Consider the following 13,587-nt stretch of genomic DNA (forward strand, 5'->3'; position numbering starts at 1 on the left):
CGTCCGCACCGAAACGCATGTGACATACCGTCGGCTACGGTCGGGAGTCGTCCCGCCGGCTCTCGAAGAGGCCGTGCTTCAGGAAGTCCCGCATGGCCTCCTGCGACTCCGGTTCGGCGGGCAGCAGCCCCCCGATGTCCGCGGTGCCGGACAGCAGCGCCGAGGGCGACAGGCCCAGCGGCACGTGGTCGAAGACCATGGAGTCGATCTCGGCGAGTGCCGCGGCCCGTGCCTCGGCGATGGTGGTCTTGAGGACGTCGGCCAGTTCCCTGGGCGTCATCCGCCGGAACGCGCCGGTCGGGAAGTCGATGTCGACCAGCTCACCGCGGGCGCTGACGGTCACCTTCACCACCCGTCGTGGCGCCGTCGCGGTGCCGGTGACCTCGTTGATCCGGCGCCGGACCGAGTCGGCCTCGTCCCGCCGTGCCCGGTAGTCCGCCAGCAACCGATCGATCTCCTGCTCGTACCCGGACAACGCCCGTCCTCCGTCCTGCGCCGTGCGTGGCCGTCCCCGGCCGTTCGTCAAGAGCACCGCTTCTCGCGGCCGTACCCGACGTCCAGTCAGCACCGGCCCCGGCCGCGACTTCCAGTCCCTTCGGGGCGCGCGTCCCGTTCGTACTCCCGGAAGTGTCCGTACGACCTTGTCGCGGGCCGTCACAGGAAGCCGTTGTCGGTGTCGTCCGGGGCTCCCCAGACCCCGTTGTCCTGCACCAGGAGGTCGGCGGCGCTGACGGCGGCCGGCTTCCGCTCGTCGTCCTCGCCCTGCCCGCCCTCCTCCTCGTCCTGTTCGTCGAGGTCCGGATCGTAGGGAACGTCCGCGCACATCAGGCCGCCGACGGGCAGGCCGAGGCCGCCCGGCGCTCCCTCCCCCGGCGGCTGCCGGCGGCTGGGCTGCCAGGTGACCAGGCCGGACGGCGCCGGCTCGGCGGTCCGGGTGCCCGGTGCGCCGGTCCAGGTCTCCTCGTCCTCCCGGGAGAACCGCGCGGCAGGCCCGTCGCCGTCCTCCTCTTCGACCGCCGAGCTCAGCAGCAGCGGGACGAAGGAGTCGTCGGTACGGTCCCACGCCGCGAAGTCCTCTTCGGCGTCCGCGGCCTCCGCGGGCTCCTCGGGGCCGGGCGGCACGGGATCCGTCTCCGGCGGTGCCTCTTCCCCGGGAGTCCGACCGGTGCGGGCGCCGATCGCGGCGGCGGCGACCAGGGCGGCCTCGCCCAGCAGCGCCGCCTCGCGGGACGGCGGCTCCTGCGTGTGCAGCGCGGGTTCGTCCGGCGCCGGATCGGCCCACTCGGTCTCCTCTGCCCACGGACGGGCGGCCTCCGACTCCGGCTCCGGCTCCGCGCCCCGCCGGGCGTCCGGACCGGCGGCGGCCGCGACAGGCACGGCGGGGACGACGGGGACCGCGGGGACGGCAGGGACGGCAGGGACGGCAGGGACGGCGACCGGCTGGCCGGGCGGTGTGGTCGCCGCGCCGTCCGCGGCAGTCGCCAGGGTCAGCGCGGCCCCGCCCGCCGCGACCGCCGCGCCGGTCCCCTCGACGGACCCCGTCGCCGCAGCGTCGTTCTCCTCGTCCCACGGGCTGCTGCTGCCGTCGAGGAGGCCGGAGGAGTCGCTCGGCTCCCCGGCCCCCGCGGCGGCCCCCGGCGCGCCCATGCCCGAGGGCATGAAGGGCATCCCCGCACCCGTCCCGGCTCCCGCGGCGGCCGCCGCCGGCTCCGACGTGCCCGGGAAGCCGCTTACGCCGTCCGGCAGTTCACCGACAGCGCCGGCCGGCTCTCCGGACGCCCCGGATGCTCCGGGCACCCCGGCCCCGTCCGGAAGCGTCGTCGGCGTCGACGTCGGCAGATCCAGACCGGCCGCTCCCGGAAGCGCCGCCGTGTCCGCCGTCGGCACGTCGACGGGATCCGTGCTCGCCGTACCCGTCCACGGCTCCGTCACATGGTCGAGAAGGCCGGAGGAGTCGCTCGGCTCCGCGGCCCCCGCCGCAGCCCCCGGCGCGCCCATGCCCGAGGGCATGAACGGCATCCCGGTGCCCGCGCCCTGTCCGGCAGCGCCCGACGTCGGTTCCTCGCCGCCGGGGAAGGCGCTCACGCCGTCCGCCGTGCCGGCTCCGGCCCCGGGAACGCCGGCCGACTCCCCGGGCACTCCGGAACCCTCCGGTACGTCCACGCCCGTCCCGCCCGGGAACGCCGTCGGCGTCGATGTCGGCAGGTCCAGACTGCCGGCCCCCGGAAGCGCCGCCGTGTCCGCCGTCGGCACGTCGACCGAGTCCGTACTCGTCGAGCCCGTCCACGGGTCCGCGACGCCGTCGAGGAGGCCGGAGGAGTCGCTGGGCTCCAAGAGCCCGGAACCGGTCCCGGCCGCTCCGGGTGCTCCCATGCCGGAGGGCAGGAAGGGCATGCCGGTGCCGGTTCCCGCGCCCGTACCCGAGGTCGCGTCCGGCACCGCCACGTCGGCCGCCCCCGGGAACGCCGCCGGTGTGGACGTCGGCAGGCTCGTGCTGCCGTCGGCGGCGGGACCGGACGACTCCAGGCCGAGGCCGCCCGGGAACGCCGAAGGCGTCTCCGTCGCCGCCGGGATGTCCAGCGCGCCGGTACCGGGGAGGCCCGCGGCGCCCGGGTCCGCGAGGCCGGTGTCGCCGGGGAAGCCGGCGGGCAGGGCGTCGTCGGTGAAGGCGGAACCGCTGTTCGCGAGGCGGGGGTCGGACAGCGAGGTGTCCCCCGTGCCGGTGGATCCGGAGAACCCGGGAAGGGGCAGTGCGGTCGCCGTCTGCGGGTCGAAGCCTCCGGTACCCGCTCCCGTACCGGTGTCCCCGGGAAAGCCCGCGACGTCGCCGGCCAGTCCGGTCGGGTCCGCCGCCCCGGTGCCCGTGTCACCGGGGAACGGGGAGGCGTCGCCGGAGAGCCCGTCGATACCCGTAGTACCGGTGCCGGTGCCGGTGTCCCCGGGGAAGGCGGAGGCGTCGACGGGCAACCCGTCGGTACCGGCGCCGGTGCCGGTACCGATGCCCGTGTCCGTGCCCGTGTCGCCGGGGAAGGCGGACGGCGTCGCCAGGAGGTTGTCCGGCGACAGGCCGTCCGTGCCGAGCGGTCCCGCGCCGTCGGCGCCCGCCGGCGTGTCGGCGGTGCCGCCGGGGTCGAGCGAACCCGAGAAGGGCGTGGCGGTGCCGTCACCCGGCCCCGTGGCCGCGTCCGTCGCGAGGTCCGGGGCGAGACCCGTACCGGTGCCCGTGTCGAGGCCGGTACCGGTGGCCGGGTCCAGGCCTGTTCCGGTGTCCGGGGTGGTGAGGCTGTCCGGCACCGAGGTGTCGGGCAGGCCGTCCGTGGGGGACGTGTTGCCGGGACTGTTGATCGGCGAGGGCGACTTGATGCTGTCGATGGTGACCCGGTAGTTGCCGGCAAGGCTCTTGAGCACCTTGCGCATGTCATTGGTCATCATCTCGACGAGCTGCGGTTTCTTGCTGATCGGGATGAGGCCGTTGCTCATCGGCTGAACGCCCATCTGCCGCGCCTGGTTGGCGTACCAGAGGTCGATCTCGCCGATCAGGCGCTGCGCGTTGGCCAGGTTCACCGCGTTGTCGGCCACCTGCTGGGGGACGTTGTGGGCGCCGGTGGAGCCGCCGGCCAGGGCCTCCACGTTGGCCTGTACCTGTTTGGAGAAGCCGTCGATCATCTCCGCGAACGCGTCGGCGGCGGCACCCTGCCACGGGCCGTTGTCCCCGGCGAGGGCCTTGGCCTGTGCGGTCAGCGACTGGGCGACGGTGTCGAGGACGCCCTGCACCTCGGCGAGGATGTCGGCCGCGTCCTGCAGGGACTGCGGGGAGGCCACCGCGGCGGCGTGGTCCTCGTTGGCCTGGCTGTGGACGCCTGCCGACATACCGACGATGGCGGCCTGGATCTGCTTCCAGTCCCAGGTGTCGTAGTCCGACGTCGAGCCGGGGTCGCTGCCGCTGTCCCCGTAGACGGCGCCGTCGCTGCCCTGGGTGAACCCGCCGCCGTTGTACTTGTCGTTGTTGTCGGGCATGGCGTTCCTGTCCTGTCAGGCCCTGCCGTGGGCGGGTGGGGCGGACCCGCCCACGGCGGGTCAGCTGCCCTTGGAGCTGTCGGGGCTGTCCGATCCGCTGCCGGACGATCCCGTCGACGTGGACCCGGTCGCCGGCGTTCCGCCGTTGTCCTTGGCCAGCGCGTCGAAGTCGGACTGCGCCGGCTGCATGGCCTTCGTCAGATCGCTCACGTCGACGACGGAGGCGTCATGGACCTTGGAGTACTGGCCGGCGATGTCCCGGACGCCCTTGGCGATGTCCGTCAGACCCTCGGTGAGATCGTGCAGGACGTCCCCGAGCTTCTTCTTCAGTCCGTCGTCCCCGTTGGGTCCGTTCAGGTCCTTGCGGATGATGTTGCCGTCGTAGAAGGCGCCGGCGTGCACATCGATGCCGTGGAGACGGTCGAGGACTCGCTGGACCGGGTCGATCAGCTGCTCCATGTTGGAGGCGAAGACCTCCATGGGCTGGGTGTCGACCTGGGTCTTGCTGCCGCTGCCGCTGCCGGAGGGCACGGACGGCGGCTGGAACTTCCCGGCGTTGGGGTCCACCGTGCCGTGACCGGGATCGATGTGGGTCGGCCCCGAGTACGGGTCGGGCGTGGTCTTGACCGGGGGCGCGCCGGGCGACGGGTGCCCCGGGTTGGCGGGATCCATCTCAGTTCCCCCAGATCTGCACGCCCTTGCGCTCTCCGTCGCTGTAGTAGCCGTTGATGTTGCCGAGGGTGGTGGTGGCCTGTCCGGCCAGCCGGGCCATCTCCGCGGCGGCGGCGTCCCACTGGGCCTTGACCTCGGTGTAGACGTTGCGCGCGTCGCTGGTCCACTCGCTCAGCGAGCTCTGGGCCTGGTTCTCCAGGTCGGAGAGGGTCTGGGTGATGCGCTGGGTGATGGCGTTCATCTCACCCACGATGGTGTCCACCTGCGGCATGTCGACGCTGTACGTAGGCATGGTGGTGTGCTCCTTTCTCGGAAGTCGTCGGAAGTCGTCGGAAGCCGGCCGTCAGATCTTGAAGTTCGGCAGCCCGTTGCCGACGGCGTTGCGGACCGCCGTGGCGCTGTCCGTGGTGGTGCCGTGCACGTTGTCGTACACGCCGGTGTTCGCCACCAGCTGGTCCAGCATCTTCTGGAGTGCGGCGTTGACCTTGCCGAAGTCGGCCAGCCATTCCTGCATGGCCTGGTGGAAGATGTTCGACGCGTCGCCGCTCCAGCTGCCGAGCAGACCCGAGATCTGCCCGTCCATCTGGCTGTAGGCACCGGTCGTGTGCTCCAGAGCGTCCTGGAAGGCGCCCCGGGCGGTGATCATTCCCTGGATATCAACCTGGGTGGAGGCCACGCCTCCTCCTTTCGGTACGTCGTCGCGCCGACCGCGGACACGCACGCGTCCATGGGTCGCCGACTGATCCAACTCCCATGGTGGGCAGCCTCCGCCGCCGGCGGACCGCCGAACTCCGGCGGCTGCCCGGCTGCTTGGAAAATGTGCCTGTCCGTGCCCGCGCACGGCGTCCCCGACAGGACGACGGCACGACCGCTTCCGGCGGACAGGCCCGCGAAGTCGTACCCGGTCGGCTAAGCGGGTCCGGCGAAGTCCGCTGCGCTTCGGCAGCGCCCCGAAGGGGCGCGGGGAACTGCGCGACCAGCCACGACGGCGCCGCAGTCGGCAAACGGCAGACGGCAGACGGCAGACGGCAGACGGCAGACGGCAGACGGCAGACGGCACATCGCGGCACGTCCAGCGGAGCGCTTGGTCAGCCGGAAGTGCTCCGGGCGGCAGCCCGCCGGGGGTCGCCGACAGCCGTGTGCCGGGCCTCGTCATCGCTTGCCGGGTGCCGGGCCTCGTCGTCGCTCGCCGGGTGCCGGGCCTCGTCATCGCTCGCCGGGTGCCGGGCCTCGTCATCGCTTGCCGGGTGCCGGGCCTCGTCGTCGCTCGCCGTCAGCAGGGCCTCGGCCGCCGCCGTGAGGCGGAGGAGCAGGTGCGCCAGCGCTCCCCCGTCGGCCGTCTCGTCGAGCAGGCGGGCCTGGTCCGTGCGAACGCGGTGGGCGGTGCGCCGGTGGAGGTCCTCGCCGCGCGGGGTGAGGTGGAGCAGGACGCGACGGCGGTCGTGGGGGTCGGGGCGGCGGTGGACCAGGTTGTCCGCGACCATGCGGTCGACGAGCTTGGTCAGGCTCGGCGCCGGCATCAGGGCGTGGTCGGCGATCTCGGACATCGGGTGCCCCCGGCCGTCCCCGACGATCGACAGGACCCGCCACTCCTCGACCGTGCAGTCCTCCTCGGCCAGCACCGCGGCCAGCCGCCGCACGACCCGCCGCTCGGCATGGCTGAGGAGGTGGGCGAGGTCCGGCGAGGAGGGTGCGGACGGCATTGCCGGTGTCCTTCCGGTAGGCCTACTGTGCGCGCAGAATACGAGTCTTGGCGAGGGCGCCGGGGCCCGGGACCGGAATCCGCGTTCCCCATGCCCGCACGGAGGTGGCCGATGCGTCCGGCGCCGCCGAGCGACCGGAGCGGCACGCTGCTCCTCGCCCTGGTCGTGCCGTTGCAGGGGCCGGCGGGGGTCTTCGGGCCGTCGTGCGAGTCGGCCGCGCGGCTGGCCGTGGAGGAACTCAACGCCGTGGGCGGGGTGCTGGGCCGGGAGGTCCGGCTGGTCACGGTGGACGGCGGGGCGCCGCCGGCCCGGGTGGCGGCCGAGGTCGGGGCGCTGGTGTCGCTGGGCGCCGTGGACGGGGTGGTGGGCTGGCACACCTCGGCGGTACGGCAGGCGCTGCTGCCCCGGATCGCGGGCCGGGTGCCGTACGTCTACACCGCGCAGTACGAGGGCGGCGAGCGGACTCCCGGCGTCTTCCTGACCGGTGAGACCGATGTCGCCCAACTGCTGCCCGCGATGCGGGTGCTGGCGGAGGCGGCCGGGGTGCGGCGCTGGTGCACGGTGGGCAACGACTATGTGTGGCCCCGGGTGACCGCCCGCACGGCACGGGCGTATGCGCGCAGGTGCGGCGGGCGGGTGCGGGACGAGGTGTTCGTGCCGCTGGGCACGGACGGGTTCGGGCCGGTGCTGCGCCGGATCGAGCGGTGCGAGGCGGACGCCGTGCTGATGCTGCTGGTCGGGGCGGACGCGGCCCGCTTCAACCGGGCGTTCGCCGCCTACGGGCTGCACCAGCGGTGCCTGCGGCTCAGCACCCACATGGACGAGAACATCCTGCTGGCCACCGGCGCGGACGGCACCGACGGGCTCTGGGCGGCGGCCGGCTTCTTCGAGGCCCTCGCGACCGCCGAGAGCCTCGACTTCGGCGCCCGCCACGCGGCCCGGTTCGGTGTGCACGCCCCGGTGGTGGGGAGCCTGGGCGAGTCGTGTTTCGAGGGGGTACGGCTGCTGGCGGCCCTGGCCGAACGGGCGCGGTCGCTGGACGTGCGGGCGATGTGCGCGGTCGGGGACGCGGTGTCCTACGAGGGCCCGCGGGGCGTGGTGCGGCTGCGCGGCAACCATCTCGCCCAACGGCTGTATCTGGCGCGGGCGGACGCCTTCGACTTCCACGTCGTCGCCCAACTCTGAGACCACGCCCGCCATGTGACGATACTTCCCACGGGAAGTATCAAGCTTTGTCTTTTAAAGCAGGTGAAACGTTCGGGAAACAGCGCGCCGCGACTCTTCCGTGCAAACGACCGGGGACGAGAGAGGGCAGAGTCGTGACGGAGATCGTCGGCAAAGAGGCGCCGCCGGCCGTGGCGGACAGCGGCACGGACGGCAAACGGACGTACAACGACTGGGCGCAGAACGACACGCTGGAGGACTACTCGCTGCGGTACGCGCCGAAGTCCTTCCGCCGCTGGACCCCCTATGTGGTGGCCACCACCGCGCTCGGCGGCATCGCCTATCTCGCGGACTTCGCCATCGGCGGTTCGATCGCCATCTCCAACGGCTTCTCCAGTGCGATGGTGGCGATCCTGGCCGCGGCCGTGGTCATCTTCCTCACCGGCATCCCGATCTCGTACTACTCGGCCAAGTACTCCATCGACATGGACCTGTTGACCCGGGGCGCGGGCTTCGGCTACCTCGGTTCGACGCTCACGTCGGTCATCTACGCCAGCTTCACCTTCATCTTCTTCGCCCTCGAAGGCTCGATCATGGCGCAGGCCCTGGAGCTGGGCCTGCACATCCCGCTCGCCGTCGGCTATCTGATCTGCTCGCTGATCATCCTGCCGCTGGTGATCTACGGCATGACCGCGCTGTCGAAGATGCAGGTGTGGACGCAGCCGGTGTGGCTGGTGCTGATGGTCGCGCCGTTCGTGTCCATCGCGATCCAGGAGCCGGGCAAGTTCTCGGAGTTCACGCACTTCGCGGGCAATTCCCCCACCGGGTCGAGCATCAGCATGCTGGGGGTGGGCGCGGGCGCCGGTGTGGCGCTGTCGCTGATCGCGCAGATCGGTGAGCAGGTGGACTACCTGCGGTTCATGCCGGACAAGACGCCGGAGAACAGCAAGAAGTGGTGGGGGGCGGTACTCAGCGCCGGTCCCGGCTGGGTGGTGCTCGGTGCGGCGAAGCAGATCGGCGGCGCGTTCCTCGCCTTCTACATCGCCGGGAGCGTGGGCCTGGCCAAGGCCAACGAGCCGATCCAGCAGTACGTGTCCGGTTTCAAGACGTTCGCCGCGCCCGTCGCGCTGGGCCTGGCCACGTTCTTCGTGATCCTCTCCCAGATAAAGATCAACTCGACGAACGCGTACTCCGGTTCGCTGTCCTGGTCGAACTTCTTCTCCCGGCTGACACACCGTCACCCCGGGCGGGTGGTCTACATCTTCCTCAACGTCGGCATCGCCCTGGCCCTGATGGAGGGCGGTGTCTTCGGCTTCCTCAACACCGTGCTGGGCTTCTACTCCAACGTGGCGATCGCCTGGATCGGCGCGGTCGTCGCCGACCTGGTCATCAACAAGCCGCTGAAGCTCAGCCCGTCGTACATCGAGTTCAAGCGGGCCCATCTGCACAACTTCAACCCGGTCGGCTTCGGCTCGATGCTGATCGCGTCGGCGGTCTCGATCGCCGCCTACTTCAACGCCTTCGGGGAGTACGGCAAGGCGTACTCGCCGTTCATCGCGCTGTTCCTGGCGATGGTGCTCTCGCCGCTGTTCGCGGTGCTGACCAAGGGGAAGTACTACATCGCCCGCGTCGACGACCTCGCGGAGCCGCTGCTCGGCCCGGACGGGCTGCCGTCGGCGGTCACGCTGACGTGCACGGTGTGCGCGACCGACTTCGAGCGGCCGGACGTGGCGAACTGCCCGTTCCACTCGGGGGCGATCTGCTCGCTGTGCTGCAGCCTGGAGAAGGACTGCCACGACTCCTGCAAGACCGGCCCGGTCGCGCTCGCCATGCCGACGGTACGGTCCGCGGACTGACCTTCCGGCTCCCGCCGCTCCAGTTCCTACCGCTCCGGCTCGCGTCCTTCGGCGCGGGCCGGAGCTCCTGTGTACAGGCCGTCCATCAGGAGCCTGATCTGGCGGTCGGCCTGCCCCTTCCAGTCACCGGCCACGTCCAGCCGCAGCAGGCCGCCCATGGCCCGGACCACGTCGGCCGTCGCCATGTCGGCCCGGAGCGTCCCGGCGGCGACGCCCGCGGTGAAGAGGGTGTCGATGGTGTCGTAGACCTTCGAGTACGACTCCTCGGCCCCGCCGGAACGCAGCGCCTGCGACATGTGCTGTTTCGTGACGAGCAGGCCCGCCAGCCGGCCCATGAACTCGCGCAGCGCCCGGTCCGGCGGGAGTGTCGCGAGGAGGTCCGCCGCGTCGGCGCACAGCTGGTCCACCTCGTGCTCGTAGGCCGCGAGGACCAGTGACTCCCGGGTCGGGAAGTGCCGGTAGAGGGTGCCGATGCCGACCCCGGCCGCCCTGGCGATGCCGTCCAGCGGCGCGTCCTTGCCGGTGCGCGTGAACTCCTCCAGCGCCGCCGCCACCAGCTTCTCGCGGTTGCGGCGGGCGTGGGCGCGCACGGGCCGTGCGGATCCCTGTTCGTTCATGCCGTACTCCCCTCCAGGCCGGTCACCGTACCGGGCATTCTGCCCACTTGCTTACCGGAGGATCCTCCATTAACGTCATTGTTACCGGAGGATCCTCCGGTATTCGCCATCGTACGCACTGCGCACATCGAACGGAGTCATGCCGTGAACACGGTTTCTCTCGGTGACCTCACCACCTCCGCCCAGGGTCTCGGCTGCATGGGCATGAGCGAGGGATACGGCCCGACCAGCTGGGACGACGCGATCGCCACCATTCACCGGGCCCTCGACCTGGGGGTCACCCTCATCGACACCGCCGACGCCTACGCCTTCGGACACAACGAGGTGCTGGTGGGCCGGGCCGTCGCGGGCCGGCGGGACGAGGTCCAGCTCGCCACGAAGACCGGCATCGACCGCATGGGCGCCGACACCTGGGCACTGCGCGGCGACCCCGGCTACATCAAGCGCGCCTGCGACGCCTCCCTGCTCCGGCTCGGCGTCGACCACATCGACCTCTACTACCTGCACCGGCCGCCGCAGAACGCCGAGATCGAGGAGTCCGTCGGCGCCATGGCGGAGCTGGTGAAGGAGGGCAAGATCCGGCACATCGGCCTGTCCGAGGTGAACGGCGAACTGCTGCGGCGCGCCCACGCCGTGCACCCGGTCACGGCGGTGCAGAGCGAGTACTCGATCTGGTCCCGGGACCTGGAGACGACCGTCGGGGACGCCCTGCGCGAGCTGGGCGTGGCCCTGGTGGCGTACTCACCGCTCGGCCGGGGCTTCCTGACCGGCACGGTCGACGTGACCGCGCTGCCGGCGGGCGACGCCCGGCGGCGGCTGCCCCGGTTCCGGACGACGGACAACGACGTCATCGCGGACGCCGTCCGCACCCTGGCGGAGGCCAAGGGCGTGACCCCGGCACAGCTGGCACTGGCCTGGGTGCAGGCCCGGGGTGCACACCTCGGGGTGCCCGTGGTGCCGATCCCGGGGACGAAGCGCGTGAAATGGCTGGAGCAGAACGTGGCCGCCGCCGGCATCGAGCTGACCGCCGACGAGGCCGCCACGCTGGACGGGCTGGCCGCGCGGACGGTGGGCGGCCGCTACTGAACGGCACCGCCACCGGTTCCCGGCCGGCGCCCGGCACCCCGTGCCCCCGGACCTCGCGTCGGCCGGAGACCGCCAAGTGCCCCACCACGGCGGGAGCCGCACCACGGAATCCGCCGCTCCTTCGGGTGTGACTGCCCTCACACAACCCGGATCGAACTTCTCCCGCTCCGCCCCGTCCTGCCGATGTCCCACCGAACCGACCGGACACGGAGAAGAACATGACCTCGCCCCTGACCGATCCCCTGGCCGCCGGAACGCACGCCGTCGAGATCGACGGCCTCGTGCAGCGCTACCACGTGCACGGCACGGGGCCGGTGTGCGTCGCGCACTCCGGCGGCCCGGGCATCGACTGGGAGTACCTGCGGATGCCCGAACTGGAGCGGCACCTGACGGTCGTCTACCCGGAGCCGATCGGCAGCGGGGCCTCGGACCGGCTGCCGTCCCACCCCAACGGCTACACCCGGGCCCGCTACAGCCGTTTCCTCGGCGCGCTCCTCGACCACCTCGGCGTCTCCGAGGTGCACCTGCTGGGCCACTCGCACGGCGGCTTCGTCGCCCAGTACCACGCCCTGCACCACCCCGAGCGGCTCGCCGGGGTGATCCTGTACGAGAGCCTGCCGGTGACCGGCCCCGAGCACACCGCCGAGACCGTGCGGCAGGTGGAGGCGTTCGCCGGGCGGCACGCCGGCCACCCCGGGCTCGCCGAGGTCCTGGCCGCCTTCCAGGCCATCCCCACCGTCACCGACGACGCGGCGCAGACCGCCGTCGCCCGGGGGCTGTTCCCCGCCTACTTCGCCGACTACTGGGGCCGGGAGCAGGAGTTCGCGCCCATCCGGGCGGCCGTGCGGGCCACGTACGTCTCCGGCCTGGACGAGGACCTGTCCCCGATCGTCTTCGACGACCGCGCCGGCCTCGGCAAGGTCACCGTGCCCACCCTCGTGCTGGCCGGCCGCCACGACTTCATCTGCGGAGTGCGGTGGGCCGAGGAACTGCACACCCTGGTCCCCGGCTCGGAGCTGGTCATCCTGGAGAACAGCGGGCACTTCGGCCACATCGAGGAGCCGGCGGCCTTCACGGCCGCGGTGACGCGGTTCGTCACGACCGGCCGCTAGGGCCTGTCTGACAATGCCCGTCTGCCTCGCGACGCCATGCACGCACTCTCGCCGCACCGGGCGCAGACCCAAGTACGTCCAGTACGAGGGCCTACGCCCGGCACGCCGAGAGCACGCACCTGACGCCGCGAGGCCGCCCTCCGGGCGACGACGGGAATTGTCAGACAGGCCCTAGGCGATCCGACTTCCCGAGAGAGAACGTTCCGAAAGAGAATCAGAGTCATGACCACAGTCGTTCAGGCGTCCGTCGCCGAACAGTCCGAGGCCGAGGCGCTCTTCCAGTTCGAGACCCGGGCCCCCGAGTCCGTCCGCACCGCGCTCGGCATGAGCGCCGCACGCATCGGCGGCGGAGTGGTGCTGTCGATGACCGACGACGTCACCCACTTCTGGAGCAAGGCCCTCGGCTTCGGCGTCGGCACCCCCGTCACCGCGGAACTCGTCGGAGAGGTCTGCGACTTCTACCGCGCGGCGGGCACCCCGCGGGCCGTTCTCCAGATCGCCCCGGCCTTCCTGCCCGAGGACTGGGCGGACATCTGCGCGCGGGAGGGCATCACCGCGTCGGACTCGGCCTGGGTGAAGCTCGTCTGCCCGGTCGAGGAGGCCGTCGCCCGCGCCGACGCGCCCGGCCGGTCCCCCGACGGGATCCGCGTCGCCCCGGTGGAGGCCGAACAGGCCGCCGAATGGGGCGAGGTGATGATGACGGCGTTCGGCATGCCGGTCGAGCCCTACGCGCAGATGGCCGCCGGCAGCGTGGAGCAGCCCGGCTGGCACCCCCACGCGGCCTGGCTGGACGGGGAGTTGGTCGGCACGGGCACGATGTACGTCCGCGGCGAGACGGCCCAGTTCTTCGCCGGCTCCGTCGCGGCGCACGCCCGCAACCGCGGCGGCCAGACCGCGCTGCTGGCCGCCCGGGCCCGCAGGGCACAGCAGCTGGGGTGCCGGACGCTCGTCGCCGAGACCGGCGCCGAGACCCCCGGGACCCACAACCCCTCCCTGCACAACATGCTCCGCCTGGGCTTCGAAGTGGCCTACGAGCGCCGCAACTGGCTCTGGAAGCCGACCGCCTGACCGGCGGACCTGCCGCCCGGACGCCGCGTGCCGCCGCTTCGGCGGCGGCACGCAGCGCGGCCGTGCGCCCGGCACGGACCGGCTCGCCCACGCCCCGGACGTCCTGGAGCGGGCGGGAGCCGGCCGCCCGCACGCGGCCGACACGGTCCGTCCCTCCGACCACGGCCACCGGCCCGCCCGCGCCCGGAACGCCCTGGACCGAGCGGCTGCCTGCCGCCCGTGCAAGGCCCTCAGGCAGCCGCTCGTCGCCGACGTCCACCGCGCGGACCGGACGGGGGCCCCGTCCGCGAGC

At 72.4% G+C, this 13,587-nt stretch carries 12 protein-coding genes; 5 read left to right on the forward strand and 7 right to left on the reverse strand.

Annotated features, from left to right (window positions below; translation table 11 throughout):
- Positions 1-34: 34 nt before the first annotated feature.
- The 6 genes from SSP29_RS58735 to SSP29_RS32915 all read right to left on the reverse strand — a co-directional run bounded on the left by SSP29_RS58735 (position 35) and on the right by SSP29_RS32915 (position 6,392).
- A complete protein-coding gene (locus tag SSP29_RS58735; RefSeq protein WP_089104520.1) occupies positions 35-475 on the reverse strand; it encodes a YbaB/EbfC family nucleoid-associated protein in 441 nt (146 codons plus the stop codon).
- Between the two features lie 179 nt (positions 476-654).
- Positions 655-4,017, reverse strand: coding sequence for a WXG100 family type VII secretion target (locus SSP29_RS58740; protein ID WP_089104521.1), 3,363 nt, complete (start codon positions 4,015-4,017; stop codon positions 655-657).
- 60 nt (positions 4,018-4,077) lie between these two features.
- Positions 4,078-4,689 (reverse strand): hypothetical protein, encoded by a 612-nt coding sequence (locus tag SSP29_RS32900; protein ID WP_089104522.1) that lies wholly within the window; start codon positions 4,687-4,689, stop codon positions 4,078-4,080.
- 1 nt (position 4,690) lies between these two features.
- Positions 4,691-4,981 (reverse strand): WXG100 family type VII secretion target, encoded by a 291-nt coding sequence (locus SSP29_RS32905; RefSeq protein WP_089104523.1) that lies wholly within the window; start codon positions 4,979-4,981, stop codon positions 4,691-4,693.
- Positions 4,982-5,032: 51 nt separating this feature from the next.
- Entirely contained in the window at positions 5,033-5,365 is a 333-nt protein-coding gene (locus tag SSP29_RS58745) for a WXG100 family type VII secretion target (protein WP_167450053.1), read from the reverse strand.
- Positions 5,366-5,777: 412 nt separating this feature from the next.
- Positions 5,778-6,392, reverse strand: a complete 615-nt coding sequence (locus SSP29_RS32915; RefSeq protein ID WP_089104525.1) for a MarR family winged helix-turn-helix transcriptional regulator — start codon at positions 6,390-6,392, stop codon at positions 5,778-5,780.
- Between the two features lie 111 nt (positions 6,393-6,503).
- Between SSP29_RS32915 and SSP29_RS32920 the strand changes: the two genes are divergently transcribed.
- Positions 6,504-7,577 carry a substrate-binding domain-containing protein gene (locus tag SSP29_RS32920; protein ID WP_089104526.1) on the forward strand — a complete coding sequence of 358 codons (1,074 nt, stop codon included), beginning with the start codon at positions 6,504-6,506 and terminating at the stop codon, positions 7,575-7,577.
- Positions 7,578-7,711: 134 nt separating this feature from the next.
- On the forward strand, positions 7,712-9,412 hold the full coding sequence (locus tag SSP29_RS32925; protein WP_089104527.1) for a hypothetical protein: 1,701 nt from the start codon (positions 7,712-7,714) through the stop codon (positions 9,410-9,412).
- 26 nt (positions 9,413-9,438) lie between these two features.
- On the opposite strand, the gene SSP29_RS32930 is transcribed toward SSP29_RS32925, so the two are convergent.
- Entirely contained in the window at positions 9,439-10,029 is a 591-nt protein-coding gene (locus tag SSP29_RS32930) for a TetR/AcrR family transcriptional regulator (protein WP_089104528.1), read from the reverse strand.
- 198 nt (positions 10,030-10,227) lie between these two features.
- Between SSP29_RS32930 and SSP29_RS32935 the strand changes: the two genes are divergently transcribed.
- From SSP29_RS32935 to SSP29_RS32945, 3 genes are all read left to right on the forward strand, one after another.
- Positions 10,228-11,115 (forward strand): aldo/keto reductase, encoded by an 888-nt coding sequence (locus SSP29_RS32935; RefSeq protein WP_089104758.1) that lies wholly within the window; start codon positions 10,228-10,230, stop codon positions 11,113-11,115.
- Between the two features lie 218 nt (positions 11,116-11,333).
- On the forward strand, positions 11,334-12,227 hold the full coding sequence (locus tag SSP29_RS32940; protein WP_089104529.1) for an alpha/beta fold hydrolase: 894 nt from the start codon (positions 11,334-11,336) through the stop codon (positions 12,225-12,227).
- 222 nt (positions 12,228-12,449) lie between these two features.
- Positions 12,450-13,295, forward strand: a complete 846-nt coding sequence (locus SSP29_RS32945; protein WP_089104530.1) for a GNAT family N-acetyltransferase — start codon at positions 12,450-12,452, stop codon at positions 13,293-13,295.
- The last annotated feature ends 292 nt before the right edge of the window (positions 13,296-13,587 follow it).

Source organism: Streptomyces hyaluromycini (assembly GCF_002217755.1).
In the GTDB taxonomy this organism is placed as follows: Bacteria; Actinomycetota; Actinomycetes; order Streptomycetales; family Streptomycetaceae; genus Streptomyces; species Streptomyces hyaluromycini.

What these genes read in the sequence shown, in the direction of transcription:
- SSP29_RS32935 (WP_089104758.1), top strand. Translation starts at nt 10,228, where the DNA reads ATGGGCATGAGCGAGGGATACGGCCCGACCAGCTGGGACGACGCGATC.
- SSP29_RS58740 (WP_089104521.1), bottom strand. Translation starts at nt 4,017, where the DNA reads ATGCCCGACAACAACGACAAGTACAACGGCGGCGGGTTCACCCAGGGC.
- SSP29_RS32945 (WP_089104530.1), top strand. Translation starts at nt 12,450, where the DNA reads ATGACCACAGTCGTTCAGGCGTCCGTCGCCGAACAGTCCGAGGCCGAG.
- SSP29_RS32915 (WP_089104525.1), bottom strand. Translation starts at nt 6,392, where the DNA reads ATGCCGTCCGCACCCTCCTCGCCGGACCTCGCCCACCTCCTCAGCCAT.
- SSP29_RS32920 (WP_089104526.1), top strand. Translation starts at nt 6,504, where the DNA reads ATGCGTCCGGCGCCGCCGAGCGACCGGAGCGGCACGCTGCTCCTCGCC.
- SSP29_RS32905 (WP_089104523.1), bottom strand. Translation starts at nt 4,981, where the DNA reads ATGCCTACGTACAGCGTCGACATGCCGCAGGTGGACACCATCGTGGGT.
- SSP29_RS32930 (WP_089104528.1), bottom strand. Translation starts at nt 10,029, where the DNA reads ATGAACGAACAGGGATCCGCACGGCCCGTGCGCGCCCACGCCCGCCGC.
- SSP29_RS32940 (WP_089104529.1), top strand. Translation starts at nt 11,334, where the DNA reads ATGACCTCGCCCCTGACCGATCCCCTGGCCGCCGGAACGCACGCCGTC.
- SSP29_RS32900 (WP_089104522.1), bottom strand. Translation starts at nt 4,689, where the DNA reads ATGGATCCCGCCAACCCGGGGCACCCGTCGCCCGGCGCGCCCCCGGTC.